Here is a 25,830-nt window from a genome sequence, read left to right as displayed (position 1 = left end):
TTGTCGGTGCTTGCGCACTGGATTGTGGATGAGGCGAGAACTGCCCTTCGGCGCGTAAGGCTTTGTTAGAATTCGGATTGGCATGGAAGTCTGCCGGCATTTTTTCCCGGTCGTCTCATTCCGTTTCAATCCAGGATTTCAGTCGTGAAAAATCTCAAGATCAAACTTCTGCTGCCGCTTCTCTTCGGTCTGATGGTGATCGTGTCGCTCGGGCAGGGTGCAATTGCCGTCCGCTCCGTGACCGACATGAGTGGTCAGATGGAAGCGCTGGGCGGGCGCCTCGATCGGTCCATGATGATTGCCGAGATCGATTCCGTCCTCGGCGACGTTCGCCGTCTCAACCTGATGATCCTGACGGCCGCCACCTCGGCCGACAAGAAGACGCTGGTCGAGGATCTCGCAGCCGCGCGCACGCGGCTGGATGCCGCGATCGCCGAGTTTGACGCCGCGATCGTTCTCCCCGATGCCCGGCAGCGTTTTGACAGTTTCAAGGCGACCGTCGTCCAGTTCAATGGCCTGGGCCAGAGCTTCGTCGAACAGGCCATGGCCTCGAAGCTCTATCAGGCGAAGGACACGCTGGCCCAGATGGTGCCGCTCGGCAGCGCCGCGGAACAGAGCCTGGGGGAAATCAAGGACATCAACCGGGCTGCCGGCGTGCAGGTTCGTCAGGATGCCGATGCGTCTGCGACGCTTGCCATGCGCCTGTCGCTGGCGGCCTTCGTGCTGGCCGCGCTGATGGCGCTCGGTGCAGCGGTCGTGTCGATCCTGCGGGTTGCGCGCCCCATCTCCGCGATTACCGGTTCGATGCGGACGCTTGCCGGCGGCGACACCGAAGCGGAGGTTCCTTTCGCGAATCGTCGGGACGAGATCGGTGAGATGGCGGCAGCCGTTTCCGTCTTCCGCGACAATGCGATCGAGCGTGCGGCCCTGGAGCGCCAGGCCCAGGAGAACCGTTCGATGAGCGAAACGGAGCGCCAGACGCGCGAAGCACAGAAGGCGCGCGAAGCGGCTGAGGTGCAGTTTGCCGTCGATCGTCTGGCCGGTGGACTGCAGAATCTTTCCGATGGTGACCTCGCGGTTGAAATCGGCGAACGCTTTGCCGATCACCTCGATCCGCTGCGTGTGAACTTCAACCACTCCGTCGAACGGCTCCGCGATGCCATGCGCGCCGTCGGCGAGAATGCCCAGGCAATCGACGCCGGTGCGAGCGAAATGCTGGCAGCAGCCGACGACCTGTCCAAGCGCACCGAGCAGCAGGCAGCTTCCGTCGAAGAAACGGCAGCAGCGCTCGAGCAGGTGACGACTGCGGTCAAGGACAGTGCCGTGCGGGCCGAGGAGGCTGGGGCGCTCGTATCGCGGACACGGGTCGGCGCCGAGCGTTCGGGCGAAGTCGTGCGTCGCGCGGTGGATGCGATGCATGCGATCGAAAAGTCGTCGAGCGAAATCTCCAACATCATCGGTGTGATCGACGAGATTGCGTTCCAGACCAATCTTCTGGCGCTGAACGCGGGTGTCGAAGCCGCGCGTGCCGGAGACGCCGGCAAGGGCTTTGCCGTCGTTGCCCAGGAAGTGCGTGAACTCGCCCAGCGTTCGGCCCATGCGGCGAAGGAAATCAAGGGACTTATCACGGCGTCCGGCGAGCAGGTCAGGAGCGGGGTCACGCTGGTCGGTGAGACCGGTCAGGCGCTCGAAGCCATCGTCCGGCAGGTGCAGGAGATCAACCAGAACGTCGCCGCGATCGTCACGTCTGCGCGCGAGCAGTCGACCGGTCTGGCCGAGATCAACGCGGCCGTAAACCAGATGGATCAGGGTACGCAGAAGAATGCGTCCATGGTTGAGCAGTCGACCTCCGCCTGCCATGGCCTGGCGCAGCAGGCGACGTCGCTGATGCAGTTGCTCGGTCAGTTCCGCCTTGGCCAGGAGGCTCAGCGCATGGCCGCCCCGCGGATTGCTCCGGCGCCAGGCGCAAGCCAGCCGCAGGCCTCACCGGCGCGCGCCCTCGGTCGTAAGCTTGCCAGTGCCTTCAAGGGCAATGCCGCTGTTGCAGTGGAGTGGTCGGAGTTCTGAGATCCCTGAATATCGGATCCGGAGGCCAAGAAACGGGGCAGGGATGCCCCGTTTTGCGTTTGTCGCAGGCGGTCGCCCCCAGGCATTCATTTGGCTGATCGGTTCATTTGCCGAATTGGCTTGTCGGCGGGATGGCGAGGCCGCTATGCGGTGACTTCGAACAGACGGGCCGATACCTTCACGCGCGCCCTCGCGTTCCACTCAGGAGCAACATGCTGAAACATATCGACTGGATCTGGGCGATCCTTGCCGGGGCCCTGCTCGCCGTCATGGTGACCATCAACAGCGGTCTTGCGGCTTTGACCACACCGTTCACCGCATCCTGGGTGGTGCACGGCGTCGGCGGCGTGGTCGCCTTTCTCCTGCTGGTGGCCAATGGTGCCGTCGCGCGTCGGGCGGGCCGCATTCCGGCCAATGGCAAGGCACCCCTCTGGTCCTATCTCGGCGGTGCGCCCGGCGCCTTTGCGGTGGCCTTGAGTTCGATCGCGGTCAATTCGGAACTGGCGCTGGCCGGCGGCCTGTCGCTTTTGCTTGTCGGGCAGATCCTGTTCGGGCTCCTTTCTGATCAGTTCGGGCTGTTCGGCACGCCGAAGCGCAGGCTCAACCGGTTCGACTTCCTGGCCACAGCATGCGTTATCGGCGGCAGCGCGCTGCTCATCTTCTCAAAGGGGGCGTGAATGCTGGGCGCTGTTCTCATCGCACTCGCCGGCGGTGCTGCCGTCGGAATGAGCCGGTCGATCAACGGGCGGCTGACCATGGACCGCGGCGCGTTTACGGCCTCGGCCTGGAACCACTGGATCGGCTTCCTGCTGTTGACGGTTTATGTGCTGCTTTTTCACCGCATCGGCCTGCCGCTTATCGCCGATGTCCCGGTCTTCTACCTGACGGGCGGCGTGATCGGAGCCTGTTTCGTGGTCATCAGCTCCTATGTCTTTCCGCGCATCGGTGCGGCGCGATCCGGGCTTCTGATCATCGGCGGGCAGATGATCACCGGCCTTCTTATCGATCTCGCACGCGGTACCGCCGAGTTCCACATCGGCCAGCCGGCCGGCGTGGCGTTGATCCTTCTCGGCATCTACCTCACCCGCTACACGCGCTGACGGCGAGCGCCTTTCCCGCAGCATGAGCGGACAGGCGCCGGCGCGATCGGGTCTGACCAAATTGTAATGGTCGAGATGCTGTTTGAGGCTTTGCCCTCCCGGGCAATCGGCCTATATCGCTTTCCATGTTTCAAGCTGTCGCCCGCCTCTTCGAAAACTGGCTCGATCCCTTCGCCCGATCGGACAATCTGCGTCCACCGGAAAAGATCTGGGCCTTCGTCTGGTTCTATGTCAGCCAGGCGAAGATGGCCTTCTTCCTGATGGCGATCTTCGGCGGTGCCGTGGCCATGCTCGAAGCCGGCCTGTTCTGGTTCGTCGGACGGCTTGTCGACCTGCTCGATACCGTGCCCAAGGATGCCGGGTGGGACGGGCTGATCGCAGCGCATGGCGGCGAGTTGTTAGCGATGGCGCTGATCGTGCTCATCGGTCGCTTTATCGTCGTGACGATCGGTGCCCTCGTCGAGGAACAGGTGATCGTCCTCAACTTCTTCAACCTGGTGCGCTGGCAGGCGCATGCGCATGTGGCGCGTCAGTCGCTCTCCTTCTTCCAGAACGATTTTGCCGGGCGCATCGTCACCAAGGTCTGGTCGGCGGGGCAATCGACCGGGGATCTGCTGACGTCGCTGCTGCAGGTCGTCTGGTTCATGGTGATCTATACCATTTCGACCATGGCGCTGGTTGCACAACTCGACTGGCGGCTGGCGGCGATCATCGGCGCCTGGGTGGCGATCTTCCTGGTGCTGGCCCGGTATTTCGTGCCGAAGATCCGCCACCACGCAAGAGAGACGGCGGAGGCATCGTCGATGCTGAACGGCCGTCTGGTCGACAGCTATTCGAACATCCAGACCCTGAAGCTTTTTGCCCGCGAGCGGCAGAACGACCATTATATCCGCGCTGGTTTCGACCGGTTCCAGGACACGCTGCGCCCCTTCGCGCGGCTGCTCACCGGTGTGCGGGCTTCGCTTTCGATTCTTTCCGGCTTCATGATTCTGATGGTGGCGCTTCTGTCCGTCGATCTCTGGTTTGCCGGGGCGGTGACCGCAGGTGGTGTGGCGTTCACGCTCGGTCTGGTGCTGCGCCTCAACATGCTGCTCGGCCGGATGATGACGCAGCTCAACGGCATCATGCGCAATATCGGCACGATCCAGAATTCGGCCGAACTGGTGGCGAAGCCCATCGGGCTCACCGACAAGCCGGATGCGGCGAAGCTTCAGGTGAAGTCGCCGGAGATCCGCTTCGAAGACGTGACGTTTCATTATGGCCGCAAGACCGGTGCGATCGACAATCTGACGCTGACCATTGAGCCCGGCGAGAAGGTCGGCATCGTCGGACGCTCAGGCGCGGGCAAGTCGACGCTGGTCAATCTGCTCCTGCGTTTCTACGACCTGGAAGGTGGCCGTATCCTGATCGACGGACAGGATATCTCGACCGTCACGCAGGAAAGCCTGCGGTCCCAGATCGGGATGGTCACGCAGGATACGGCGCTTCTGCACCGCTCGATCCGCGACAACATTCTCTTCGGTCGCGAGGATGCGAGTGACGAGATGCTGTTGAAGGCCGCCGAGCGCGCCGAAGCACTCGACTTCATCCAGCGGCTGGAAGATCAGCGTGGGCGGAAGGGTTTCGACGCCCATGTCGGCGAGCGGGGTGTCAAGCTCTCCGGTGGCCAGCGGCAGCGCATCGCGATCGCCCGCGTGATGCTCAAGGACGCGCCGATCCTCGTGCTCGATGAGGCGACATCGGCACTGGACTCGGAAGTGGAGGCGGCGATCCAGTCCAATCTCGACCGGCTGATGCAGGGCAAGACGGTGCTGGCGATCGCCCACCGTTTGTCGACCATTGCCGCCCTCGACCGACTTGTTGTGATGGACAAGGGGCGGATCATCGAGCAGGGCACCCACCAGGAACTGGTGGCGCAAGGCGGGCTCTATTCCGAGCTCTGGGCGCGGCAATCGGGCGGCTTCCTCGATACGCGGGACCAGCTGGTAACGGCTTGATGCCTGCGGCCGTGTTTTCCTGGACGTCCAACGCGCTGCATTGCTTGATAAACTGTCGCTCACACTTGCGTTAAATCAAGCTTTTGGGGATGGTATCCCGGAAATCCGCGACAACGTGGCTCCTTGTCCGACGAAGACTGGACAGAATAGAATATCGGGCTTAGAACGCGCCAATCTGGCGGGGAATCTGTGGCTGCACAGTGGCCGGATTGTGATTCCCGCTGCGGGGGCAAATGCGGTGTGTCGCAGGATTGCGAGAGGAAAAAGTGACCGTGAGCGAACACGAGACAACGACAGAACATGCGGGCGAGCCTACGCGCCGCGACTTTCTCTACATGGTGACCGGTATTGCCGGCGCGGTTGGTGCGGCTTCGTTCGCCTGGCCTTTCATCGACCAGATGCGTCCGGATGCATCGACGCTCGCGCTCGCTTCGATCGAAGTGGACGTGTCTGCGCTTGAGCCGGGCATGTCGCTGACCGTCAAGTGGCGCGGCAAGCCGGTCTTCATCCGCAACCGTACGGAACAGGAAGTCGCGGAAGCCAACGCCGTTGCGCTTGCTGACCTCAAGGATCCGGTTGCCCGCAACGACAACGTCGATGCGACAGCCGAAGCGACCGACCTCGCGCGATCGGCCGGCGAAGGCAAGGAAAACTGGATCGTCATGATCGGCTCCTGCACCCATCTGGGCTGCGTGCCGCTTGGCCAGGCCGGTGATTTCGGTGGCTGGTTCTGTCCCTGCCACGGCTCGCACTACGATACGGCGGGCCGTATTCGCAAGGGTCCTGCGCCGACGAACCTTCCGGTGCCGACCTTCGCATTCACATCCGACACTGTCATCACGATCGGCTGAGGGGATAAGACACAATGAGTGGCCATTCGAGTTACCAGCCGTCCACCGGCGTCGAGAAGTGGATCGATGCGCGCCTGCCGCTGCCGCGTCTGATGTATGACAGCTTTGTTTCCTACCCGGTTCCGCGCAATCTGAACTATGCCTACACCTTCGGTGGCATGCTCACCGTCATGCTGCTCGTGCAGATCCTGACCGGTGTCGTGCTTGCCATGCACTATGCTGCTGAGACGACCGTCGCCTTCAACTCGGTCGAGAAGATCATGCGCGACGTCAACAACGGCTGGCTGTTGCGCTACATGCATGCCAACGGCGCATCGTTCTTCTTCATCGCCGTCTACCTGCACATTGCCCGTGGTCTCTACTACGGCTCCTACAAGGCGCCGCGCGAAATCCTATGGATCCTCGGCGTGGTGATCTTCCTTCTGATGATGGCAACCGCCTTCATGGGTTACGTTCTTCCCTGGGGCCAGATGTCTTTCTGGGGTGCGACCGTCATCACCGGCTTCTTCACCGCCTTCCCGTTTGTCGGTGAAACCATCCAGCAGTTCCTGCTCGGCGGCTTTGCGGTCGACAATCCGACGCTGAACCGCTTCTTCGCGCTGCACTACCTGCTGCCGTTCATGATCGCCGGCGTGGTCATCCTGCACGTCTGGGCGCTGCACGTCACCGGTCAGACCAATCCGACCGGCGTTGAAGTCAAGTCGAAGACCGATACCGTTCCCTTCACGCCCTATGCGACGCTGAAGGATGCGCTCGGCCTCTCGGTCTTCCTGCTCGTGTTTGCCTATTTCGTCTTCTACATGCCGAACTATCTCGGCCATCCGGACAACTACATCCCGGCTGACTCGCTGAAGACCCCGGCCCACATCGTTCCGGAATGGTACTTCCTGCCGTTCTACGCGATGCTGCGCGCGATCACGTTCGACATCCTCTTCATCGACTCGAAGCTCGGCGGCGTCCTCGTGATGTTTGGCGCGATCATCGTGCTGTTCTTCCTGCCGTGGCTCGACACGTCGAAGGTTCGTTCGGCCGTCTACCGCCCTTGGTACAAGCTGTTCTACTGGATTTTCGTGGCGAACTCGCTGCTGCTCGGCTGGCTCGGTGCCATGCCGGCGGAAGGCATCTACGTTATCCTGTCGCAGGCCGGTACCGCCTACTACTTCGGCTTCTTCCTCGTGATCATGCCGCTGCTCGGACTGTTCGAGACGCCAAGGCGCATCCCGAACTCGATCACCGAAGCGGTTCTCGAAAAAAGCGGCAAGTCCGCGGCCGCACAAGCCTGAGCACGTGAGAGGACGATAACAATGAAAAAGCTTGTCACGAGCATCGCTCTGATCGCAGCCATGGCCGGTTTTTCCGGCCAGGCCATCGCGGCAGAAGGCGGCGATCTGGCCGAAATGACGCATCATGCTGCGCAGACCGGTCACTATCCGATCCTGAAGCCCGAGCAGATGGACTGGTCCTTTGCCGGCCCCTTCGGCAAGTATGACAAGGGCCAGCTTCAGCGCGGCCTGAAGGTCTACACCGAGGTCTGCGCTGCCTGTCACTCGATGAACCTGGTTGCCTTCCGCACGCTGGAAGATCTCGGATACTCGGAAGCCCAGGTAAAGGCGTTTGCGGCAAACTACGAAGTCGAAGACGGGCCGAACGCCGACGGCGAAATGTTCATGCGCCCGGCCGTTGCTTCCGACCACTTCCCGTCACCCTTCCCGAACAAGGAAGCGGCAGCGGCGGCCATGGGTGGTGCGGCTCCGCCGGACTTCTCGCTGATCGCCAAGGCCCGCGGTGTGACCCGCGGCTTCCCGACCTTCGTCTTCGACATCTTCACCCAGTATCAGCAGGGCGGTCCGGATTACATCCACGCGCTGTTGACCGGTTACCAGGATCCGCCGGAAGGTATTGAAGTTGCCGATGGCACCTACTTCAACCCTTACTTCATTGCCGGCCAGTCGCTGGCGATGGCACAGCCGATCTCCGACGGCCAGGTGACCTATGACGACGGTGCGCCGGAAACGATGGAGCAGTATTCGCTCGACGTCTCCGCCTTCCTGATGTGGGCCGCCGAGCCGCATCTCGAAGACCGCAAGCGCATGGGCTTCATGGTCATGGTGTTCCTCGCGATCTTCACCGCGCTGATCTACCTGACGAAGAAGTCGGTCTACTCGACCAAGGAACACTGATCCTTCGGGATGACGTTTCACGCAAAAGGCGGTCTTCGGGCCGCCTTTTTTGTTGGGGGGCCATGCCAATCTTGGTAAGGTCCCGCGAAATCCTCCTGTCACACTCCGGATGCCCCATGACCAAGATCGCTCCCGAACTCGCCGCAGCCATCCGCTCCATTCCCGACTATCCCAAGCCCGGGATCATCTTTCGCGACATCACTACGCTGCTCGGCGACGCGCGGGCGTTTCGTCGCGCCGTCGATGAGCTGGTGCAGCCCTATGTGGGGTTGAAGGTCGACAAGATTGCCGGCATGGAGGCACGTGGCTTCATTCTCGGGGGCGCGGTCGCGCACCAGCTCTCGGCCGGCTTCGTGCCGATCCGCAAGAAGGGCAAGCTGCCGCACGAGACCGTGCGGATCGCCTACAGCCTGGAATACGGCGTTGACGAGATGGAAATCCATATGGATGCGGTGAAGCCGGGCGAGAAGGTCATTCTGGTCGACGACCTGATCGCCACCGGCGGCACGGCCGTGGGCGCCGTACAGCTGCTGCGCCAGATCGGCGCTGACGTCGTGTCTGCCTGCTTCGTCATCGACCTGCCGGAGCTTGGTGGCCGCAAGAAGCTTGAGGCGCTCGGTGTCGAGGTTCGAACGCTCGTAGAATTCGAGGGGCACTGAACCTTTTTACAACGACCGGGCGCTGCCGCCCGGTCGACCCCTCACTGGTCCCTTAGCGCTCAGCCAGCGCCAATCTCCCCGCCATTGCCAAGAAGCCGCATGAGAGCAACCGGTTGATGATCCGCATCCTGTGCGGACGCTCCACGATGCCATGGCGCATCGCGGCTGCGGCAAGGCCGTAGATTGCGAAGACGACGAAGGTCACGGCCATGAAGACGAGGCTCAAGGCCGCCATGGTGGTCAGTGGTCTCGGATCGGCCGTATCGACGAATTGCGGCAGGAAGGCCAGGAAGAAGAGCGAGAGCTTCGGATTGAGCAGGTTGATCAGCACCGCTTTGCGGATGATCCGCCAGGCCTCACCGCTCGGTTCGGCCGTCTGCTCCTGGACGAGGCCGCTTTCCCAGAGACCGATCGCCATCCAGATCAGATAGGCGATGCCGGCATAGCGGATCGCCTCGAAGAGACGCGATTCGGCGGCGACGAGGGCGGCGAGCCCCAGCGCTGCCGCCAGCATATGCGGGACGATGCCTAGCGTGCAGCCGAATGCGGCGATCAGGGCGTTGCGGCGTCCGCCACCGAGGGCTGCTGCCAGCGTAAAGAGCGCGCCCGTGCCGGGCGTTGCGACAATGATCAGGGTCGTCAAAAGGAAATCGAGGGTCATGCTTATCTCCTGCGTTGCTGGAGCAAGCATGCCGGTGTCAGGTGCTCTCGTCTTGTACAGGATTGCAGCCGAGCCAGGCGCTGCGATAGGCGCCGGGGGTAAGGCCGAAGCGGCGACGGAATTCGCGGTGCATATGGCTCTGGTCGACGTAACCGCAGGCCGCAGCGACCTCAGCGGGGACGAGACCTTGCATCAGCAGGCGGCGGCCCAGGTTGGCGCGGCTCTGCATGCGGTAGGCATGGGGCGTGAGGCCGGTGTGGCGCAGAAAGGCGCGGATCAGCTGAAAGCGGCTGAGGCAGGCTTCGCGGGCAAGGCCCGAGAGATCGGCAAGGGTTGTCGGATCCTCGTCCAGGCGTTGGCGAACACGGGCGAGACTGGCGGGCAGGGGAGGTGGTGCCTCGCGGCGGCGAAGCAGCGCCTTTCCAAGGATGAGGACGAGCACTTCATTTAGGGCGTCCGCTGGATGGTCTTGCGGTCCATGGTCAAACCGGTGATGCAGGGCCGCGAGGTGATTGCGTATATCGGTGTCAGCGAAGACCGGACATTCGAATTCCAGGTCCGAGGTCGAGGAGACCAGATCGGATATGCTGTCCGTGACGAGGGCCGGCGTCAGGTAAAGCATGCGCCAACTGCGCGGCGTCCGGCCGATCGGGGCGCCGTCATGCACTTCGCCCGGATTGACCGTGATCAGCTGGCCGGCTTCGGCTTCCACCTGACCGCGCCCCGAGGACGAGATCTGACCACCGGCGGAAAGGAAGCCGATGCCATAGGTGTCGTGGCTGTGTTTGGGAAAGACATGGGCGCTTGTTGCCGAGACCGCTTCCAGGCCGATGATAGATGTCGGATGGAAGCGGAAGCCGGCCATGGCGGATCAGTGGGCGAGCGCTTTGGCGATGTCGTCGGCAAGCTCCGATGGGGCCGTGCGCGGCGAATAGCGGGCAATCGGTTGGCCATCGCGGCCGACGAGGAACTTTGCGAAGTTCCAGCCGATTTCCTGTCCCTGCTCTGCGCCCGGGGTTTCTGCCTTCAGAAAGGCGTAGAGCGGGTGGGTGCCTGCGCCGTTCACCTCGATTTTCGCGAACATCGGGAAGGTCACGGCGAAGCGGGTTTCGCAGAAGAGCGCGATTTCCCTTTCCGTGCCGGGCTCCTGGGCGCCGAACTGGTTGCAGGGGAAGCCGAGCACCACGAGATCAAGATTGGCCTTGTGGAGGGCCTCCAAGCCTTCGTATTGGGGTGTCAGACCGCAGGCGCTCGCGGTGTTGACGATCAATAGTACCTTGCCGGCATAGTCCTTCAGGCTGCGCTCGGTGCCGTCGATGGCGGTCATGGCGAAATCGTGAACGGTCATTGGGCTTGCTCCTCGTCGGGGAAGAATTCGATCAGATTGCTCTTGAAGCGCAAGACTGTTTCACCGTGCTGATTGACCCCTTCCGAGAGGGCCGAATTCAGGATGTAGCGGTTCCGGCCCTGAACGGTGCGGCTTTCGAGCGGGGTCATGAAGTAGGTGATGGTATCGCCGACATAGACGGGTTTCAGCCATTGCAGCTCAGCAAAGCCCGGGGAGGGGCCGATCATTGGCGGCGCGATGCCCTCGGCATTCAGGCGCTTCATCTCGCGGCCGATGAAGCCGATGAAGCTCTTCATCCAGTTGGCGCAGGTATGCCAGCCGGACGCACAGAGCGCACCGAAGACGTAAGCCTTTGCGGCCTCAGCATCGACATGGAAGGGCTGCGGATCAAACTTCTCGGCAAAGCGGATGATGTCTTCGGCCGTGAAGGTGACCGAGCCGAGCTCAAGGCGGGTGCCGGCCGGATAGAGGTCGAGCATCTTCATGCCGGCACCTCCGAGGACTCGCGGCGGCGGATCATCACTGCGTTGCGGGCCTTCATGACCGTTTCGCCGCGCTGGTTTTGCAGTTCATGGCCGAAGGTGACGATGCCGAGGTGGGGGCGGGAGCGCATGAGGCGGACCTCTTCGACGATGGATTGGCCGGACAGCGTGTCGCCAGCCAGCACGGGTTTGCGCCACTGCATGAATTCAATGCCGGGAGCGCCTTCGGACGCGGCTTTGAGAACGTAAGCGTCGATCATCAGGCGCATGAACAGGCTGGACGTGTGCCAGCCGGAGGCGGAGAGGCCTCCGAGGATGCTTGCCTTGCCGGCTTCTTCCGAGAGATGCATTGGCTGCGGATCGAATTCGCGGGCGAATTCGATGATCTCTTCGGCTGTCACGAGACGCGGCCCGAGCGCAAAGCTTCGACCCTCCGTGAAGTCCTCGTAGTGAAGCCTGTCATCCTGCATGCGTCGTCTTCTCCCTTCCCTGTTCGGTGCTATCTATGGTTCATAAGCGGGAATCGGGAGGTGGTCCATGGCGGGCTGGGCGGAACAGGCGAGCTTTCTGGCGGAGATCGATCCGGATGCGCGGCGGGCGCTGGAGACGCTGAAGCCGATGCATGTGCCCGCGCGCACGACGCTATTCCGGCCGGGAGATGCCGCGCAGAGCTTTGTCATTCTCCTGTCCGGCCGCATCGGCGTTTATCTGACGGGTCGAAACGGACGGGAACTGCTGCTCTACTCCGTGACGCCGGGGGAGACCTGCGTGCAGACAACGCTCGGTGTGCTCGGCGGTGCGCCCTATTCGGGCGAGGCGGTCGCCGAGAGCGACCTTGTGGCGGTGATGGTGCCGCCTGCCATCTTCGAATCCCTGATGGCGGAGTCGACCGCCTTTCGCAGTTTCGTCTTCAAGGCCTTTGCCGACCGGCTGGGCGACCTGATGTTCGTGCTGGAGCAGGTGGCCTTCGTGAAGGTGGAGCAGCGACTGGCCCATGCGCTGATCGAACGGGCCGACGAGGAGGGGCATGTCGCTCTCACACATCAGGAGCTCGCCGTCATCATCGGTACGGCACGAGAGGTGGTATCGCGGCGGCTGGAGGCGCTGGTCTCCAAGGGCGTGGTTGCAAATGAACGCGGGCAGATCGGTATCATCAATCGCGCCGAGCTTGCCCGCATGGCGCGGGCTGCTGACGGTTAAGACTTTGCAAAGCCCGTGACTAAGTCACCGACGCGGTGGCAAGGCCGCGCTAGTCTCATGCCATCGTCAAAACAACGGAGGGAAATTACCATGTTTGCCAAGAATGTCGGCGGTCTCGACCGCATCCTCAGGATCGTCGCAGGCCTCGTGCTGCTGTCGCTCTTCTTCCTCTATCCGGATGCGTCGTGGCGTTATTTCACCCTGATCGGGATCGTGCCGCTTGCGACCGGTCTGATGTCGAGCTGCCCGCTCTATTCGATCATGGGCCTTTCGACCTGCCCGGTGAAACGGGCCTGACGCCCACCTCCCTGATCCAACAAAAAAAGGCCGCGAGTGATCGCGGCCTTTCGTCGTTCTGATTGTTCCGCTTACGTGTTGAAGCGGAAGTGGATGACGTCGCCGTCCTGGACGACATATTCCTTGCCTTCGTCGCGGCCCTTGCCGGCTTCCTTGGCGCCGACTTCGCCCTTGAAGGCGATGTAGTCGTCATAGGCGATGGTGAAGGCGCGGATGAAGCCGCGTTCGAAATCGGTGTGGATGACGCCGGCAGCTGCAGGTGCCTTGGTGCCTCGGACGATGGTCCAGGCGCGGGTCTCCTTTGGGCCGACCGTGAAATAGGTGATCAGGTCGAGCAGGTGATAACCGGCGCGGATCAGGCGGTCGAGGCCGGCTTCGTCGAGGCCAAGTGCGGAGAGGAATTCGACCGATTCCTCTTCCGGCAGCTGGGCCACTTCGGCTTCGATGGCAGCCGAGATCACGACGCATTCGGCGCCCTGTTCAGCGGCCATCTTGGCAACGGCTTCGGTGTGCTTGTTGCCGGTTGCGGCGTCACCTTCGGCGACGTTGCAGACATAGAGGACCGGATGCGAGGTGAGGAGGTTGAGGGTCTTGAGGATCTCGATCTCGTCGGTTGCAAGCGTCTTCAGGAGGAGACGGGCGGGCTTGCCTTCGTTGAGCAGCTTCACCACCTGCTCCATGATCGGCAGCTGGGCGGTCGATTCCTTGTCCTTGGAGGCGGCGCGCTTGCGGGTCTGTTCTACGCGGCGTTCCAGGCTTTCGAGGTCAGCGAGCATCAGCTCGGTCTCGATCGTGTCGGCATCGCCGACCGGATCGATCTTGCCTTCGACATGGGTGATGTCGTCGTCTTCGAAGCAGCGCAGCACGTGGACCACGGCATCGACTTCGCGGATGTTGGCGAGGAACTTGTTGCCGAGGCCTTCGCCCTTCGAGGCGCCGCGCACGAGGCCAGCGATATCGACGAAGGAGATGCGGGTCGGGATGATTTCCTTGGAGCCGGCGATGTCGGCCAGCTTCTTCATGCGCGGATCGGGAACGGCCACTTCACCGGTGTTCGGCTCGATCGTGCAGAAGGGATAATTGGCTGCCTGGGCGGCCGCCGTCTTGGTCAGCGCGTTGAAAAGAGTGGACTTGCCGACATTCGGCAGCCCGACGATACCGCATTTGAAGCCCATGGCTCTATATACCTGCTCGGGATGGATTTTCGTTGCCCACGCCTATGGGGTATAGGAAGGGCATGGTCAAGTGTTGCGGCCCTGATGCGGCCTCTAGATCCGGAAGGAACCCATGGCGAAGGATACGGTACTGACGCCGAAGACGGTGACCAAGCCCAAGGTGGAGAAGCCACGGCTCTACAAGGTGCTCCTGCACAATGACGATTACACGCCGCGCGAATTCGTCACGATCGTCTTGAAGGTCGTGTTCCGGATGAGCGAGGAGACGGGTTACCGGGTGATGATGACGGCGCACAAGTTCGGCTCGGCGGTGGTCGTTGTCTGCACGCGGGAGATCGCCGAGACGAAGGTGACGGAAGCCATGGACCTCGCCAAGGAAGCGGGCATGCCGCTGTTGTTCACGGCCGAACCGGAGGAGTGAGGCAGATGGCGAATGCACCTGCGCAGACCGATTGGGTCCTTGTCAGACGTATGATGCAGGCTGCCATCGACTTCTGCGAACAGGTCGAGACAGCGGGGTATCGCGAGACCGATCGTGATGCGATAGCGGTCGTCAATGGCCAGGCCGTCAGTGTGCAGGATGTGTTGACGAGCGCATGGACCTATCCGGAGACCATGCGCTACGCCATCATTCGTCGGCGTCATCAAACCGATGACGATCTCGCCTATGTGCCGGAGACCGCCCGGATCCTGACGGCGATGGCTGCTGCTTGCGCCGAACTCTGTGGCGCGAAGCCAGGTATCGGAGAAGCTGCCAGCACCGCCGACATGCTGCGGTGGTTCGAGATGCATGCCGGCGAGATGCTTAAGGCCGCGTTGGCAACGCGGCCCTGAGGGGCGATACCTCAGATTGCCGGCGTCCTAGGAATCCGCGCGATCACCTTGATCTCGAAATCGAAGCCGGCGAGCCAGTTGACGCCGATTGCCGTCCAATTCGGATAAGGTGGGGCGGGGAAGACTTCCGCCTTTACCTTCATGATGGTTGCGAATTGGGTCTCCGGGTCGGTGTGGAATGTGGTGACGTCGACGAGGTCGGCAAGTGAGCAGCCGGCGGCGGCGAGTGTCGCTTCGAGGTTGGCGAAGGCGCGGCGGACCTGGGCCTCGAAGTCCGGTTCGGCTGTGCCGTCCTCGCGGCTGCCGACCTGGCCGGAGACGAAAAGAAGGTCACCGGTGCGGATGGCGGCGGAATAGCCATGCTGTTCGTAAAGGGCGTGTCTGTTTGCGGGGAAGACGGGTTCAGGCTTGGTCATGGGTATCCTTTCGGGCATGCGGCATCGTTCCGCCCAAGGGTGGGTCGGTGAAATGCCGCTTGGCTGCAGGCTGAGAATTTCATATACGTCGCGTATGTAGAGCTACTCGCATGCGGGTCGTATGTCAAATTCATATACGCAATGTATGTGAAGTCAGGAGAATAGTGTGAAGCGCACACGGTCTGAAAGCATGGCGGAAAATCGCAGCAAGCTGATCGCTGCTGCGCGCAAGGCCTTTGCGGACAAGGGCGTTGCGGATGCCTCGATGGATGCGCTCACCGCAGAGGCTGGGCTGACGCGGGGCGCGCTCTACCACAATTTCGGCGACAAGCGCGGGCTGTTTGCCGCCGTCGTCAACCAGATCGACAGCGAGATGGCCGAGCGCGCCAAGGCGCGAGGTGCGGCGGCAGGAAAGGGGTGGAATGCACTCCTAGCCGAGGGGGCAGCCTATATCGAGATGGCGCTAGACCCCGAGGTGCAGCGCATCGTGCTGCTCGACGGGCCTGCGGTGCTCGGTGATCCCTCGTTATGGCCGAGCCAGAATTCCTGCCTTCAGGTGACCCGTCAGGCCGTCGAGGACCTGATGTCGGAAGGCATCCTGAAGCCGGTCGATCCGGAGGCGGCCGCGCGGCTGATCAGCGGTGCCGCGCTCAATGCCGCGATGTGGATCGCGGCGAGCGCGGAGCCCGAGAGTGTCTTGCCAAAAGCGCAGGAGGCGTTCCGGGTGCTTGTTGAGGGGCTTCTGGCGAAGCCGGTGCAGGCCGGCCAAACCTGAGGCCTGAAACCAAATTATTACGTCTGCCGACTAGACTTCCACCATGACGCCCGACCCGCAGACACTCGCCGAAGCGGCCACCTGGCACTATGCCGTGGCGCTGGCTGTGCTCGCCCTGATGGGTGCACTGGGACATGTTTCGCGTGCCGTTTTCAACATCTTGCCGGACCGCCTGTCGGACCGGCCGATGATGGATCTCGTGATCAGCGACGGCTACAGCTGGACCGACATGGTCTTCAAGACCGAGTATGACGAGGCGGGCTATTACCGCCTCGACAGCCTGCACAATCTGCGGCTTGCGGTGTGCTGGGCCATGCTGAGCGGGTCCATCGTGCTGCTGCTCGTCCCCGATGCCTCGAAGGTCACGGCCTACTGGATCGACTGGGGCCTCGCAGCACTCGTCGATCTCTTCTGGTATCGGGTCAAAACCTTCGAGTGGTGATAGCCTCGCCTCACTTGCCCTTGCTTGCCTTCACGCCCAACGCTTCCGCGCTGATCCAGAACACCGCGTCTTCTTCCTCCGTCGTCTCGACCCAGAGCAAGTCGAGGTCGGGGAATTCGGCTTCGAGGATGTCGCGGCCGCGGCCGATCTCGCAGAGCATGCCACCGCCCGGGTTCAGATGCTTCGGCGCTTCGGCGAGAAGCGTGCGGACGAGGTCGAGCCCGTCTTCGCCGCCGTCATGGGCCATGGCGGGCTCGGCGCGGTATTCGGCCGGGAACGCGTCCATAGCCTCGTGATCGACATAGGGCGGGTTGGTGATGATCAGGTCGAACTTGCGGCCGGCAAGTGGCGTGAAGAGATCGCCCTGGTGCAGCGTCAGCTGGTCTTCGAGGCCATAGGCCTGGCGGTTCTTTTCGGCCACTTCCAGCGCATCGGCGGAGAGATCGACGGCATCGACTGCAGCGAGTGGGAAGAAGCGTGTGGCGAGGATCGCGAGGCAGCCTGAGCCGGTGCAGATGTCGACGACGCTTTCGACCGCAAATGGATCGGGCAGGAAGGTTGAGCCGAATTCGCCGCCATATTCGTTGAAGAGAATTTCGCCGATATGCGAGCGCGGCACGATCACGCGCTCATCGACGAAGAAGCGCAGACCCTGGATGTAGGATCGGCCAGTCAGATAGGCAGAGGGCTTGCGGGTCGCGACACGCGTCTCGATGCGGTCGGCGAGCAGGCGGCGTTCTGCGGGGAGAAGCTTGGCGTCGAGGAAGGGATCGAGCGTGTCGATCGGCAGGTCGAGGCTGTCGAGGATGAGGAAGGCGGCATCGTCGATGGCGGTGTGTGTGCCGTGGCCGTAGCTCAGTTCTGCGGCGTTGAAGCGGGAGATGGCATAACGCCAGTAGTCGCGCAGGGTGACGAGGTCGGTGGTGATGTCGTGGCTCATGGCGTTTTCCGGTCGTTTGCGCGGCTATCGGTGAAAGGCGGGGGCAGGGCGCCCCCGTGAGGGTGTGGTCAATCGCCCTTGGGGCCGAACATCTTCTTCAGCATCTCGGCCATTGGGCCGCTCTCGGGAAGCTCCTTCGGCTGGTTGAAATTGCGGGCCTGATGGATATGGGACTGGGCGGGTTTCGGGGCCTTCGGCGCCTTTGCTGGCTTTTCGTCCTCGGCCCTGCCGCCGGTTGCGAGCGCGAACTTATTCATCAGCTGCGAGTCTTCACCGCGCACCAGCATCTCGGCATTGTCGGCCAGTGCCTCGATCAGCGGATCGAGCCATTCGGCATCTACCTTGGCGAAGTCGCCGAGGACGTGGTTGTGCACCTTGGATTTGTCGCCGGGATGGCCGATGCCGAGGCGCAGGCGCCTGTAGTTCAGGCCGCAATGGGCATCGATAGACTTGATGCCGTTGTGGCCGCCATGACCGCCGCCGGTCTTGATGCGGGCCTTGCCGGGCTGGAGGTCGAGTTCGTCATAGATCGCGACAATGTCTTCGGGGCCGAGCTTGTAGAAGCGCATGGCTTCGCCGACGCTTTCGCCAGACAGGTTCATGAAGGTCTGCGGCTTGATCAGCATGACCTTCTCGCCGGCCAGCGTGCCTTCGGAGATCTCGGCCTTGAATTTCTTCGCCCATGGCGAGAAGGCGTGCCGACGCTGGATCGCGTCGACCGCCATGAAGCCGATATTGTGCCGGTTCTTCTGATACTGCGCACCGGGATTGCCGAGGCCGGCCAGGATGATCATTGCCCGAGATCCGTCTTGAGGTTCATGGCCTTTCCCGACAGCGAAACGGTTCGAAAGTCAAGACTGATGTCGGGGCCGTCAGGGTTTGGCGGCGACCTGACCGATATTCGAATAGCGCAGATTGTAGGTGTCGAAGATCTCGGCCTGGGTGCCGTCGGCAATCAGCTTGTCCAGCGCGCCCTGCATCCGGGCCAGCAGATCCTCAGGGAAATTGACGTTGCAGGCGATGGCGAACTTCTGCTCGGAGAACACGAACTGGGCTTCGAGGTCGACGCCCTTCTCCTGCAGCTCGATGTAATGCTGCTCCGAGATCGGCATCAGGTCGATACGCTTGCTCTCGAGCTTCTTCAGCGTGAGCTTCAGGTCGGTGGCGAGGTCGATCTTCGGAAAGCCCTCGTTCTCCAGCAGGGTCTGGGTGTAGTCGTTGCGCTGGGTGCCGACGATGTGGCGCTTGGCCTCTTCGATATTGGCGACCTTGATGCCGGAATTCTTGTGCGAGACCATGAAATTGCGGCCAACCGCAATCGGCTCCACCCATTTGAAGCGCGTGTCCCGCTCGGGGATGTGGGCTGTGGTGAAGACGCAGTGCATCGGTTCGCTCTCGGCAAGCGCGATTGCGCGGGCCCAGGGCATCATTTCGATGGTGTAGCGGACGTTGATGTCCTTCATCATCAGAAGAACCTGGTCGTAACCGGCTCCGCGGATTTCGCTTCCCACCCTGAAATTGTAGGGCGGGTAATCTTCCGTGGTGAAATGGACGATGTCTGCGGCGGCGACCGGGGCCGCCGCAAGTGAAAGCATGATGGTAAAGACTTTCATTGCGGTTCCCTCTTTCTGATGATGTCAGCCTGCGGACACCTTTGGCAGGTTGGTCGGGGCGGACAGGGCGAGTTCGATCAGCTTCGGCAGCGGCTGTGGACGGGCGAAGTGGTAGCCCTGGCCATAGTCGACACCGAATTCTTCCAGAATGCGGCGCTGTTCATCCGTCTCGATGCCTTCGGCGACGACAGTGCATTCCATCTTGTGGGAGATGGCGGTGATGCCTTCGACGAGCATGCGGCTCTTGTGGCGGAGTTCGGGTTCGTCCTCGGTCAGCGATCGGATGAAGGACTGGTCGATCTTCACGATGTCGACGGGGAAGCGGTTAAGATAGCTCAACGAAGAATAGCCCGTGCCGAAGTCGTCGAGCGCGAGACGATAACCATAGCGGTTGAACTCATCGAGGATGGTGCGGATCTGCGGATTGTCGTGCAGCAGCGTCGCTTCGGTGATCTCGATGACAATCCGGCGCGGTTCAATGCCGAAATGGGCGGTGAGGGCTGCCAGTCTTACCGGCAGTGATGCATCGAACTGCAACGGCGAGAAGTTGACGGCGAGATAGGCCTCGTGGTTGCCGGTGGCCGCACTCAGGCGGGCAAGGTTGGAAAGAGCCTTCTCAAGCACATGGCCGCCGAGACGGCTGATCGCGCCGGTTTCCTCGGCTACACCGATGATTTCTGCCGGTGGCACAACCCCGCGCTGCGGGTGGACGAGGCGCATCAAGGCTTCATAGCCGACCGTCCGGCCACTCTCGATCTCGACGATCGGCTGGAAAAAGGCATCGAACCAGTCCTCCTTCAGACCTTCCTCGATGTCATGTTCGATTTCGGCACGGCGGCGGGTGTGATCCTGGATCTGCGGGTCGTAGAGCTGCGCGCCATTCTTGCCGTCGCGCTTCTTGCTGTACATCGCCATGTCGGATTTCTGCAGCAATTCGGTGGCATTGGCGGCATGGCGCGGATAAAGGGCGATGCCGATGCTGGCGCTCAAGCGCACGGTCGAGCCCTCGATCGACATGGGGTCGACGAAGATGTTGCAGAGTGCACGGCTGATCGCGGTCGCCGCGTCCTCGATCGCGACACCACGCAACAGGATGGCAAATTCGTCACCGCCCAGCCTTGCGGCGATCGCGCCCTTCGGAAGCTGTTCCTGCATGCGCTCCACGAAGCGGCACAGCACGAGGTCGCCGGCCTGGTGGCCGAGATTGTCGTTGATCCACTTGAAGCGGTCGAGATCGACGAAAATGCAGGCGAGTTCTTCGCCCGCGGCGTCCGTGGCGACGATCTCGCTGTCGAGGGCTGTTTCAAAGCCCTTGCGATTGCGTAGGCCGGTCAGATGGTCGGTGATCGCCTGGCGATGGTTGCGCTCCTCGGACTGCTTCAGCGCCGTTACATCGGTCATGACCGACAGGGAGAGGTCTTCCTCGGCGCCCTCGATCTTGCGGCTTGCTTCGGCGATGAGGACGTCCATCACGATGCCGTCGGCGCAGACGAACTGGGTCGTCGCTTCCAGAACGTCGGCGATGGAGCGCGTCTTCTTACGCTCCAGATAGGCGGCGCGCGCTTCTGGCGGCACCAGTTCGATGAAGCGACGGCCGACGATCTGCTGGCGCTGGTAGCCGGTGGCGAGCAGCCAGTAGTCGCTGACGCCAGTGATGCGATCTTCTTCATCGAGCGAAAAGAGCATGGCCGGCGTGGTATTGTAGATGTCGGTCGCGCGGCGATGGGCGAGCCGCAACTCGTCCTCCTCCTGCTCGAGCTTGATCTGCATGGCGTTGAAGCTGCGGGCGAGCCGACCGATCTCGTCGTTGGACTGCCAGTCCACATTGTGACGGGAGCCCAGGCGGCGGGTCGCCTCGATCGCAGCGGTGAGCTTGAGCAGCGGCTTCATGACCATCAGACGGTTGCCGATGATGGCCGCGCCGACGACACAGAGGACTGCCAGCATGAAGATGCCGATCAGCATGACCTCTGCCTGGCGCAGCGAGGAGAAGATGTCGATCCGGCTGTAATAGATGGTGATGGTGCCGACCAGCTTGGGGCCTTCGACCGCCTGGTAGAAAATCTCGCGGGTGATCGATTCCAGGCCGTTTTTCGGCCATTTCGGCAGTGCGGGCATGGAGACGGCAATGCCGCCCGAGACGTCCTTGACGTTGACGCGGCTGACAGGGCCGTTCGAGACGATGGTGGCGGTGATCTGTTCGACGCTTTCCTGGTCGAAGTCCCAGAGCGGCTTGGCGAGCGCCTGCGCATTCGCGGCGAGCAGGATGTCGAGGTTCTGCTGCAATTCGTCGGAGGCGCGTTCCGTCGCCAGCCACAGGAACAACGCGAAGAGCGGCACGACGAGGATAAAAATCGTCGTTCCCACGATCGCCAGGAAGCGGCTCTCCACCGAACGGGTCATCAACGGTCCGCCTCAAGCGGCGCGGGATGATGCGGCATGCTGCTCAGTGCTCCCTCACGCAATGATTGAGAGGCGGAGCGTTTCACGAAATACTTTAAACTTGCCTAAAGAGAAATAGTTGGATTCGAGTCTCTTCTACAGCCGCGCGTAAGCAACAAAAAAGCCCACCCCGCAAAGGGTGGGCTCAATCCGTCAAATGGATCAGATCGATCAGGCTTCAGCCGAACCTTCTTCTTCCATGCCGCCAGCCGGAGCAACGATCGTAGCGATCGTGAAGTCGCGGTCGGCGATTACAGGCGTCACGCCCTTCGGCAGCTTGACGGCCGAGATGTGGATCGCATCGCCGACCTTGAGGCCAGCGAGGTCAACAGTGATCGCTTCCGGGATGTCCGAAGCGGGGCAGTGCAGTTCAACTTCGTGGCGAACGATGTTGAGAACGGCGCCGGTCTTGATGGCGGACTTCTCTTCGTTGATGAAGTGAACCGGGACCTGAACCGAAACCTGGCTGTTTGCCGAGACGCGCAGGAAGTCGACATGCATCGTGAAATCACGAACGACGTCGAGCTGGTAGTCCTTCGGCAGAACGCGGATCTTTTCGCCATTGACTTCAATGACGGCGACGGTGGTCATGAAACCGCCGGCGTGGATGCGCTTGGTGATCTCGTTCGTGTTGATCGAGATCGCAATCGGGGCCTGCTTGTCACCGTAAATGACAGCCGGGATGAGACCGTTGCGGCGAAGTTCGCGGGAGGACCCCTTACCTACCCGTTCGCGTGCTACGGCCTTGAGCTCGTAAGAAGCGTGGCTCATGGCTTTACCTTTCAAGTTACTGGAGAGCCCTGGCGACGCATCTTGGTCATGCCAGAACCGGAGACCGTTGCCGGTCCCATCCACATTGCCTCCAAGGGTGTCTGTGCGGATCGGGCGCCTATAGACCAGATGCAGTGGAATAGCAAGGTTATGCGGGAGAAACCGCCGCATAACGCGCTTGTGACCCGGCTGCTCGCCAACGGGGCGTGAAACAGAGTCTGGTAACCATGCGCGGTGAGCATTTTGAAATTGACCACTGCTAGGTTTGGCCGTCAATTCAAACTGGTTCTTGCCCATGCTCGCCGTTCTAACCTGCATTGCTGTCGATCACGACCCGGTTTCACTGATCGCCGCTGTTCTTATCTGCGTGTTGGGATCGCTTCTCACAATGCGCCTCTTCAGCCGCGTCCGCAGTACGCGGGGTCCGGTGCGTGCGAGCTGGATTGCACTGACGTCCATTATTGGCGGTTCATCCATCTGGACCACACATTTCGTTGCCATGATGGGCTATGAGGCCGATGCCCTTGCCGGCTATGAGCCGACCGCGACGCTGCTTTCGCTGATGCTCGCCATCGTGATCACGGGCATGGGTCTCTTCATTGCCGCCGTGACCACGCGCAGCTTCCTCATCGAAGCCGGTGGAGCGCTCGTCGGTGCGGGCATTGCATCGATGCATTATGTCGGCATGTCTGGCTATCAGGTTCAGGCGGATCTGCATTGGAACATGAACTATGTCTGGGCGTCTCTCGTGGCGGCAGGACTGTTCGGCGCCCTGGCCACCAATCGCGTGGCTCGGCCCGTCACGCGATTCTGCCGTTATGGCGGTGGCGCCGCACTCGTGCTGGCCATTGCGTCGACGCACTTCATCGGCATGACAGCGTTGACCGTCGAGCCGAATTTTGGTGCTTCGTTGCCGGTGAACATGCTGCCCGAAAGCGTGATGACGGTGGTGCTTATCTTCGTCACGCTGTTGATCCTGGTGATCGGCGCGATGACCTATGTCATCGACCGGCAATCGAACCGCTCGGCGGTCGAGCGCTATCGCCAGCTGTCGCTGCATGATGCGCTCACCGGCTTGCCGAACCGCATGGCATTCATGGAGCGTCTCGGACATCTCATGGATCGCCCGGCTGCGCGCAACGATCGCATCTACATCTTCTCCTTCGATCTCGACCGTTTCAAGGAGATCAATGACGTGCACGGTCACGCGGCAGGTGACCACGTGCTGCGCGTGGTTGCCGAGCGCATGTCGGAGAGCCTGAAACCGGGTGAATTCGTGGCCCGCATCGGAGGGGATGAATTCATCGCGGTCAGTCCCCGGTTGTTCACCGCGGGAGCTGCCGAGGCCTTTGCACGGGGCATCATTTCCGAACTGGTGTCGCCGATCCAATGGAAGGGGCTGACACTGTCCGTCGGGACAAGCATCGGGATTACCACCTTCCCGGACGGCGCCGATGACATCGACGACCTCATGGCGCAGGCGGATATTGCCATGTATCGCGCAAAGTCGGCCGGCTCGAACAATGTCTGCTTCTACGACAAGTCCATGGATCAGGCCGCTCGCGAGCGGAGCGCGCTCGCGATGGACATGCGGGCCGGCTTCCTGCGCAACGAGTTTCAGCTCTATTTCCAGAAGCAGAACGACACGCAGACCGGCGAGGTGGTCGGTTTCGAGGTTCTGTTGCGCTGGTCTCATCCCACACGGGGCATGGTTCCGCCGTCCGAATTCATTCCGATCGCGGAGCGGACAGGATTCATCGGCGAGCTCGGTGACTGGGTGCTGCGTCAGGCCTGCCTGGAAGCCGTGCAGTGGCGCAACCCGCTCAAGATCGCCGTGAATGTTGCGCCCAAGCAGCTGGCCAATTCAGCGCTGCCCGAGCGGGTGCGCGAAATTCTCGATGAGTCGGGTCTCGATCCGGCGCGCCTCGAACTGGAGATCACCGAGTCCGGGATTATTGATGATCAGCAGCATGCACTGCATATCATCCGCCAGCTGAAGGCGATTGGTGTCAACATTGCCATGGATGACTACGGCACTGGGTATTCTTCGCTTTCGACGCTGCAGCTTTTCCCCTTCGACAAGATCAAGATCGACCGGGGCTTCATCGACAGCGTCGTGGAGAACCGCCAGTCGGCCGCCATCGTCCGCTCGACGCTCATTCTGGCCCAGAGCCTCGACATTCCCGTGCTGGCAGAAGGCGTCGAGAATGCGGAGCATCTGCGCTTCCTCCAGCAGGAGGGGTGTCAGCAGGTTCAGGGCTTTCTGTATGGCAAACCGCAGCCGCTCTCGGAACTGCAGGATATCGTCAATCCCGCGCTGTCCTCGGTGCCGAGCGGGGAGCCTCTCAAGTCTGGCGGCGCTGCCGATATGGCGGCCTGAGCGCCCGAAATAGACGCATTTTGAAAGTGTCGCAGATTTGCGCCATTCCGGGCGACGAAATGTTGGCTGATCATTTGCCGGTTACATGAGCGATTGCCTCTGGAGCCGGAAGGCGCATACTGCAGCCCGTGCTTTGGGAGGAGCAGATGCGTCAGGATCTCAGACATTCCGAACTCGTGTATTCGACGGCGCAGAAGGCATCGGCCGCTGTGACCTCGCCGGTCGCTGCCTCGTGGAGCCGTTGCCTCAACCTTTACCACCTGCAACCCGAAGAGGCGCGCAAGCCGGTTCTGGTCGAAGAGGCGATGTATCGCGAAGCGCGCGAGCGCATGGAGCGGCTGATCGGCAGCTCCGCCGACGAGGTGGACCGGCTCTATCAGTTGGTCGGAAAATCCGGCTGTTGCATCATTCTCGCCGATCAGAACGGCATCGTGGTCGACCGGCGTGGTGCGCCCGGTGACGATGTCGAGTTCCGGGCGCTGGGGCTCTGGCAGCAGACGCTGTGGAGCGAGGCGAGTGTCGGGACAAACGGGATCGGCACGGCGCTGGCCGACGAGCGTGCCGTCGTCATCCACCGCGACCAGCATTTCATGAGCGCCAATATCGGTCTGTCCTGCGCGACCGCGCCGATTCGCGACCATCTCGGCCGGCTAACGGCAGCACTCGATGTATCCACCTGCCGCAACGATGTTTCGGACATGACGCTCGCAGTGCTTTCGCAGGCCGTGCGGGATGCCGCAGCCCGGGTCGAAAGCAATCTCTTCCGCCAGGCGTTTGCCGGCGCGCGCATCGTCATGGTGCCCCAGGCGAACTCCCTGTCCGCATTGATTGCGGTCGATGGGGACGACCTGATCCTCGGCGCGACCAAGGCGGCGCGTCTTGCCCTGAAGCTCGATGACGGGCTGATCGCGCAGGGACTTCCGGCTGCCGATGCGCTGCGCGAGACGCGCGGCGAAGCGACCAGCGACCTCGAGGATGCCGAGCGGGCGGCTCTGCGCCGCGTGCTTTCACGTGCCAATGGCAACGTCTCACAAGCAGCCCAGATGCTCGGCATAAGCCGCGCGACACTGCATCGGAAGATGAAGCGCTTCCAGCTGCACTGACGGGCCGATAGGTGTCGCATTCCTGAAACACTGTGCGCTGCAGCACTGTTTCGCGCCACTATCTCCTGCACCGGAACGCAGCAATCATCCTGCCATC

At 61.9% G+C, this 25,830-nt stretch carries 28 protein-coding genes; 16 read left to right on the top strand and 12 right to left on the bottom strand.

Features of this window, described 5'->3' with window-relative positions:
* Positions 1-144: 144 nt before the first annotated feature.
* The 8 genes from GH983_RS12410 to GH983_RS12375 all read left to right on the top strand — a co-directional run bounded on the left by GH983_RS12410 (position 145) and on the right by GH983_RS12375 (position 8,854).
* Positions 145-2,067 (top strand): methyl-accepting chemotaxis protein, encoded by a 1,923-nt coding sequence (locus GH983_RS12410; protein WP_153762528.1) that lies wholly within the window; start codon positions 145-147, stop codon positions 2,065-2,067.
* Between the two features lie 212 nt (positions 2,068-2,279).
* Positions 2,280-2,744, top strand: a complete 465-nt coding sequence (locus GH983_RS12405) for a DMT family transporter (RefSeq protein ID WP_153762527.1) — start codon at positions 2,280-2,282, stop codon at positions 2,742-2,744.
* The gene (locus tag GH983_RS12400) at positions 2,745-3,167 is read left to right on the top strand and encodes a DMT family transporter (RefSeq protein ID WP_153762526.1); all 423 of its coding nucleotides are present in this window, start codon (positions 2,745-2,747) and stop codon (positions 3,165-3,167) included. It abuts the gene before it with no gap.
* A gap of 125 nt (positions 3,168-3,292) precedes the next feature.
* Positions 3,293-5,164 (top strand): ABC transporter ATP-binding protein, encoded by a 1,872-nt coding sequence (locus GH983_RS12395; RefSeq protein WP_153762525.1) that lies wholly within the window; start codon positions 3,293-3,295, stop codon positions 5,162-5,164.
* 272 nt (positions 5,165-5,436) lie between these two features.
* A complete protein-coding gene (gene petA, locus GH983_RS12390; protein WP_054151489.1) occupies positions 5,437-6,015 on the top strand; it encodes a ubiquinol-cytochrome c reductase iron-sulfur subunit in 579 nt (192 codons plus the stop codon).
* Positions 6,016-6,029: 14 nt separating this feature from the next.
* Positions 6,030-7,298 (top strand): cytochrome b N-terminal domain-containing protein, encoded by a 1,269-nt coding sequence (locus tag GH983_RS12385; protein WP_054151490.1) that lies wholly within the window; start codon positions 6,030-6,032, stop codon positions 7,296-7,298.
* Between the two features lie 21 nt (positions 7,299-7,319).
* Positions 7,320-8,195, top strand: a complete 876-nt coding sequence (locus tag GH983_RS12380) for a cytochrome c1 (RefSeq protein ID WP_153762524.1) — start codon at positions 7,320-7,322, stop codon at positions 8,193-8,195.
* Positions 8,196-8,311: 116 nt separating this feature from the next.
* Positions 8,312-8,854: an adenine phosphoribosyltransferase gene (locus GH983_RS12375; protein ID WP_069043688.1), complete on the top strand. Its 543-nt coding sequence runs from the start codon at positions 8,312-8,314 to the stop codon at positions 8,852-8,854.
* Between the two features lie 52 nt (positions 8,855-8,906).
* Here GH983_RS12375 and GH983_RS12370 read toward each other — a convergent pair whose 3' ends face one another.
* From GH983_RS12370 to GH983_RS12350, 5 genes are read right to left on the bottom strand one after another with little or no spacing between them, the layout of a single operon-like run.
* On the bottom strand, positions 8,907-9,515 hold the full coding sequence (locus GH983_RS12370; protein ID WP_153762523.1) for a LysE family translocator: 609 nt from the start codon (positions 9,513-9,515) through the stop codon (positions 8,907-8,909).
* 37 nt (positions 9,516-9,552) lie between these two features.
* Complete coding sequence (locus GH983_RS12365) at positions 9,553-10,380, bottom strand: AraC family transcriptional regulator (RefSeq protein ID WP_153762522.1); 828 nt, start codon at positions 10,378-10,380, stop codon at positions 9,553-9,555.
* Between the two features lie 6 nt (positions 10,381-10,386).
* Positions 10,387-10,863, bottom strand: coding sequence for a glutathione peroxidase (locus GH983_RS12360; RefSeq protein ID WP_153762521.1), 477 nt, complete (start codon positions 10,861-10,863; stop codon positions 10,387-10,389).
* A complete protein-coding gene (locus GH983_RS12355) occupies positions 10,860-11,348 on the bottom strand; it encodes a MaoC family dehydratase (RefSeq protein WP_069043692.1) in 489 nt (162 codons plus the stop codon). The genes GH983_RS12360 and GH983_RS12355 overlap by 4 nt, the downstream gene beginning before the upstream one ends.
* Positions 11,345-11,815: a MaoC family dehydratase gene (locus GH983_RS12350; RefSeq protein ID WP_054151496.1), complete on the bottom strand. Its 471-nt coding sequence runs from the start codon at positions 11,813-11,815 to the stop codon at positions 11,345-11,347. Before GH983_RS12350 ends, GH983_RS12355 begins: the two co-directional genes overlap by 4 nt.
* A gap of 67 nt (positions 11,816-11,882) precedes the next feature.
* On the opposite strand from GH983_RS12350, the gene GH983_RS12345 reads away from it, so the two are divergent.
* Both GH983_RS12345 and GH983_RS12340 read left to right on the top strand, forming a co-directional pair.
* Positions 11,883-12,545: a Crp/Fnr family transcriptional regulator gene (locus GH983_RS12345; RefSeq protein WP_153762520.1), complete on the top strand. Its 663-nt coding sequence runs from the start codon at positions 11,883-11,885 to the stop codon at positions 12,543-12,545.
* Between the two features lie 90 nt (positions 12,546-12,635).
* The gene (locus GH983_RS12340; RefSeq protein ID WP_054151498.1) at positions 12,636-12,842 is read left to right on the top strand and encodes a DUF2892 domain-containing protein; all 207 of its coding nucleotides are present in this window, start codon (positions 12,636-12,638) and stop codon (positions 12,840-12,842) included.
* A 71-nt stretch (positions 12,843-12,913) separates the two neighbouring features.
* Here GH983_RS12340 and ychF read toward each other — a convergent pair whose 3' ends face one another.
* On the bottom strand, positions 12,914-14,017 hold the full coding sequence (ychF, locus tag GH983_RS12335) for a redox-regulated ATPase YchF (protein WP_054151499.1): 1,104 nt from the start codon (positions 14,015-14,017) through the stop codon (positions 12,914-12,916).
* 112 nt (positions 14,018-14,129) lie between these two features.
* On the opposite strand from ychF, the gene clpS reads away from it, so the two are divergent.
* Both clpS and GH983_RS12325 read left to right on the top strand, forming a co-directional pair.
* Positions 14,130-14,438 carry an ATP-dependent Clp protease adapter ClpS gene (gene clpS / locus GH983_RS12330; protein WP_006725606.1) on the top strand — a complete coding sequence of 103 codons (309 nt, stop codon included), beginning with the start codon at positions 14,130-14,132 and terminating at the stop codon, positions 14,436-14,438.
* Positions 14,439-14,443: 5 nt separating this feature from the next.
* The gene (locus GH983_RS12325; RefSeq protein ID WP_054151500.1) at positions 14,444-14,851 is read left to right on the top strand and encodes a hypothetical protein; all 408 of its coding nucleotides are present in this window, start codon (positions 14,444-14,446) and stop codon (positions 14,849-14,851) included.
* Positions 14,852-14,862: 11 nt separating this feature from the next.
* Here the strand turns inward: GH983_RS12325 and GH983_RS12320 are convergent, their stop codons facing one another.
* The gene (locus GH983_RS12320; RefSeq protein WP_054151501.1) at positions 14,863-15,267 is read right to left on the bottom strand and encodes a RidA family protein; all 405 of its coding nucleotides are present in this window, start codon (positions 15,265-15,267) and stop codon (positions 14,863-14,865) included.
* Positions 15,268-15,433: 166 nt separating this feature from the next.
* Here GH983_RS12320 and GH983_RS12315 point away from each other — a divergent pair, with 166 nt between their 5' ends.
* Together GH983_RS12315 and GH983_RS12310 are read left to right on the top strand one after the other, a co-directional pair.
* Complete coding sequence (locus tag GH983_RS12315) at positions 15,434-16,042, top strand: TetR/AcrR family transcriptional regulator (protein WP_153762519.1); 609 nt, start codon at positions 15,434-15,436, stop codon at positions 16,040-16,042.
* Between the two features lie 43 nt (positions 16,043-16,085).
* On the top strand, positions 16,086-16,484 hold the full coding sequence (locus GH983_RS12310; RefSeq protein ID WP_153762518.1) for a hypothetical protein: 399 nt from the start codon (positions 16,086-16,088) through the stop codon (positions 16,482-16,484).
* A gap of 10 nt (positions 16,485-16,494) precedes the next feature.
* On the opposite strand, the gene prmB is transcribed toward GH983_RS12310, so the two are convergent.
* The 5 genes from prmB to GH983_RS12285 form a co-directional block, all read right to left on the bottom strand.
* Positions 16,495-17,424, bottom strand: coding sequence for a 50S ribosomal protein L3 N(5)-glutamine methyltransferase (gene prmB, locus GH983_RS12305; RefSeq protein WP_153762517.1), 930 nt, complete (start codon positions 17,422-17,424; stop codon positions 16,495-16,497).
* Positions 17,425-17,492: 68 nt separating this feature from the next.
* Entirely contained in the window at positions 17,493-18,218 is a 726-nt protein-coding gene (gene pth, locus GH983_RS12300) for an aminoacyl-tRNA hydrolase (protein ID WP_153762516.1), read from the bottom strand.
* Positions 18,219-18,296: 78 nt separating this feature from the next.
* Positions 18,297-19,037: an ABC transporter substrate-binding protein gene (locus GH983_RS12295; protein ID WP_054151506.1), complete on the bottom strand. Its 741-nt coding sequence runs from the start codon at positions 19,035-19,037 to the stop codon at positions 18,297-18,299.
* Between the two features lie 24 nt (positions 19,038-19,061).
* A complete protein-coding gene (locus GH983_RS12290) occupies positions 19,062-21,440 on the bottom strand; it encodes an EAL domain-containing protein (RefSeq protein WP_054151507.1) in 2,379 nt (792 codons plus the stop codon).
* A 210-nt stretch (positions 21,441-21,650) separates the two neighbouring features.
* The gene (locus GH983_RS12285; protein WP_054151508.1) at positions 21,651-22,250 is read right to left on the bottom strand and encodes a 50S ribosomal protein L25/general stress protein Ctc; all 600 of its coding nucleotides are present in this window, start codon (positions 22,248-22,250) and stop codon (positions 21,651-21,653) included.
* A gap of 295 nt (positions 22,251-22,545) precedes the next feature.
* Here GH983_RS12285 and GH983_RS12280 point away from each other — a divergent pair, with 295 nt between their 5' ends.
* Complete coding sequence (locus GH983_RS12280; protein WP_153762515.1) at positions 22,546-24,630, top strand: bifunctional diguanylate cyclase/phosphodiesterase; 2,085 nt, start codon at positions 22,546-22,548, stop codon at positions 24,628-24,630.
* 146 nt (positions 24,631-24,776) lie between these two features.
* Positions 24,777-25,733: a helix-turn-helix domain-containing protein gene (locus tag GH983_RS12275; RefSeq protein ID WP_054151509.1), complete on the top strand. Its 957-nt coding sequence runs from the start codon at positions 24,777-24,779 to the stop codon at positions 25,731-25,733.
* Positions 25,734-25,830 lie beyond the last annotated feature (97 nt).

Origin of the sequence: Agrobacterium sp. MA01, assembly GCF_009650195.1 — a bacterium.
Classification (GTDB): domain Bacteria; phylum Pseudomonadota; class Alphaproteobacteria; order Rhizobiales; family Rhizobiaceae; genus Allorhizobium.
The sequence above is the reverse complement of the archived record's forward strand: the minus strand, read 5'-3'. Positions and strand labels throughout refer to the sequence as shown.

What these genes read in the sequence shown, in the direction of transcription:
- GH983_RS12405 (WP_153762527.1), top strand. Translation starts at nt 2,280, where the DNA reads ATGCTGAAACATATCGACTGGATCTGGGCGATCCTTGCCGGGGCCCTG.
- GH983_RS12400 (WP_153762526.1), top strand. Translation starts at nt 2,745, where the DNA reads ATGCTGGGCGCTGTTCTCATCGCACTCGCCGGCGGTGCTGCCGTCGGA.
- GH983_RS12395 (WP_153762525.1), top strand. Translation starts at nt 3,293, where the DNA reads ATGTTTCAAGCTGTCGCCCGCCTCTTCGAAAACTGGCTCGATCCCTTC.
- GH983_RS12385 (WP_054151490.1), top strand. Translation starts at nt 6,030, where the DNA reads ATGAGTGGCCATTCGAGTTACCAGCCGTCCACCGGCGTCGAGAAGTGG.
- GH983_RS12380 (WP_153762524.1), top strand. Translation starts at nt 7,320, where the DNA reads ATGAAAAAGCTTGTCACGAGCATCGCTCTGATCGCAGCCATGGCCGGT.
- GH983_RS12375 (WP_069043688.1), top strand. Translation starts at nt 8,312, where the DNA reads ATGACCAAGATCGCTCCCGAACTCGCCGCAGCCATCCGCTCCATTCCC.
- GH983_RS12370 (WP_153762523.1), bottom strand. Translation starts at nt 9,515, where the DNA reads ATGACCCTCGATTTCCTTTTGACGACCCTGATCATTGTCGCAACGCCC.
- GH983_RS12365 (WP_153762522.1), bottom strand. Translation starts at nt 10,380, where the DNA reads ATGGCCGGCTTCCGCTTCCATCCGACATCTATCATCGGCCTGGAAGCG.
- GH983_RS12360 (WP_153762521.1), bottom strand. Translation starts at nt 10,863, where the DNA reads ATGACCGTTCACGATTTCGCCATGACCGCCATCGACGGCACCGAGCGC.
- GH983_RS12355 (WP_069043692.1), bottom strand. Translation starts at nt 11,348, where the DNA reads ATGAAGATGCTCGACCTCTATCCGGCCGGCACCCGCCTTGAGCTCGGC.
- GH983_RS12350 (WP_054151496.1), bottom strand. Translation starts at nt 11,815, where the DNA reads ATGCAGGATGACAGGCTTCACTACGAGGACTTCACGGAGGGTCGAAGC.
- GH983_RS12345 (WP_153762520.1), top strand. Translation starts at nt 11,883, where the DNA reads ATGGCGGGCTGGGCGGAACAGGCGAGCTTTCTGGCGGAGATCGATCCG.
- GH983_RS12340 (WP_054151498.1), top strand. Translation starts at nt 12,636, where the DNA reads ATGTTTGCCAAGAATGTCGGCGGTCTCGACCGCATCCTCAGGATCGTC.
- ychF (WP_054151499.1), bottom strand. Translation starts at nt 14,017, where the DNA reads ATGGGCTTCAAATGCGGTATCGTCGGGCTGCCGAATGTCGGCAAGTCC.
- clpS (WP_006725606.1), top strand. Translation starts at nt 14,130, where the DNA reads ATGGCGAAGGATACGGTACTGACGCCGAAGACGGTGACCAAGCCCAAG.
- GH983_RS12325 (WP_054151500.1), top strand. Translation starts at nt 14,444, where the DNA reads ATGGCGAATGCACCTGCGCAGACCGATTGGGTCCTTGTCAGACGTATG.
- GH983_RS12320 (WP_054151501.1), bottom strand. Translation starts at nt 15,267, where the DNA reads ATGACCAAGCCTGAACCCGTCTTCCCCGCAAACAGACACGCCCTTTAC.
- GH983_RS12310 (WP_153762518.1), top strand. Translation starts at nt 16,086, where the DNA reads ATGACGCCCGACCCGCAGACACTCGCCGAAGCGGCCACCTGGCACTAT.
- prmB (WP_153762517.1), bottom strand. Translation starts at nt 17,424, where the DNA reads ATGAGCCACGACATCACCACCGACCTCGTCACCCTGCGCGACTACTGG.
- pth (WP_153762516.1), bottom strand. Translation starts at nt 18,218, where the DNA reads ATGATCATCCTGGCCGGCCTCGGCAATCCCGGTGCGCAGTATCAGAAG.
- GH983_RS12295 (WP_054151506.1), bottom strand. Translation starts at nt 19,037, where the DNA reads ATGAAAGTCTTTACCATCATGCTTTCACTTGCGGCGGCCCCGGTCGCC.
- GH983_RS12290 (WP_054151507.1), bottom strand. Translation starts at nt 21,440, where the DNA reads ATGACCCGTTCGGTGGAGAGCCGCTTCCTGGCGATCGTGGGAACGACG.
- GH983_RS12285 (WP_054151508.1), bottom strand. Translation starts at nt 22,250, where the DNA reads ATGAGCCACGCTTCTTACGAGCTCAAGGCCGTAGCACGCGAACGGGTA.
- GH983_RS12280 (WP_153762515.1), top strand. Translation starts at nt 22,546, where the DNA reads ATGCTCGCCGTTCTAACCTGCATTGCTGTCGATCACGACCCGGTTTCA.
- GH983_RS12275 (WP_054151509.1), top strand. Translation starts at nt 24,777, where the DNA reads ATGCGTCAGGATCTCAGACATTCCGAACTCGTGTATTCGACGGCGCAG.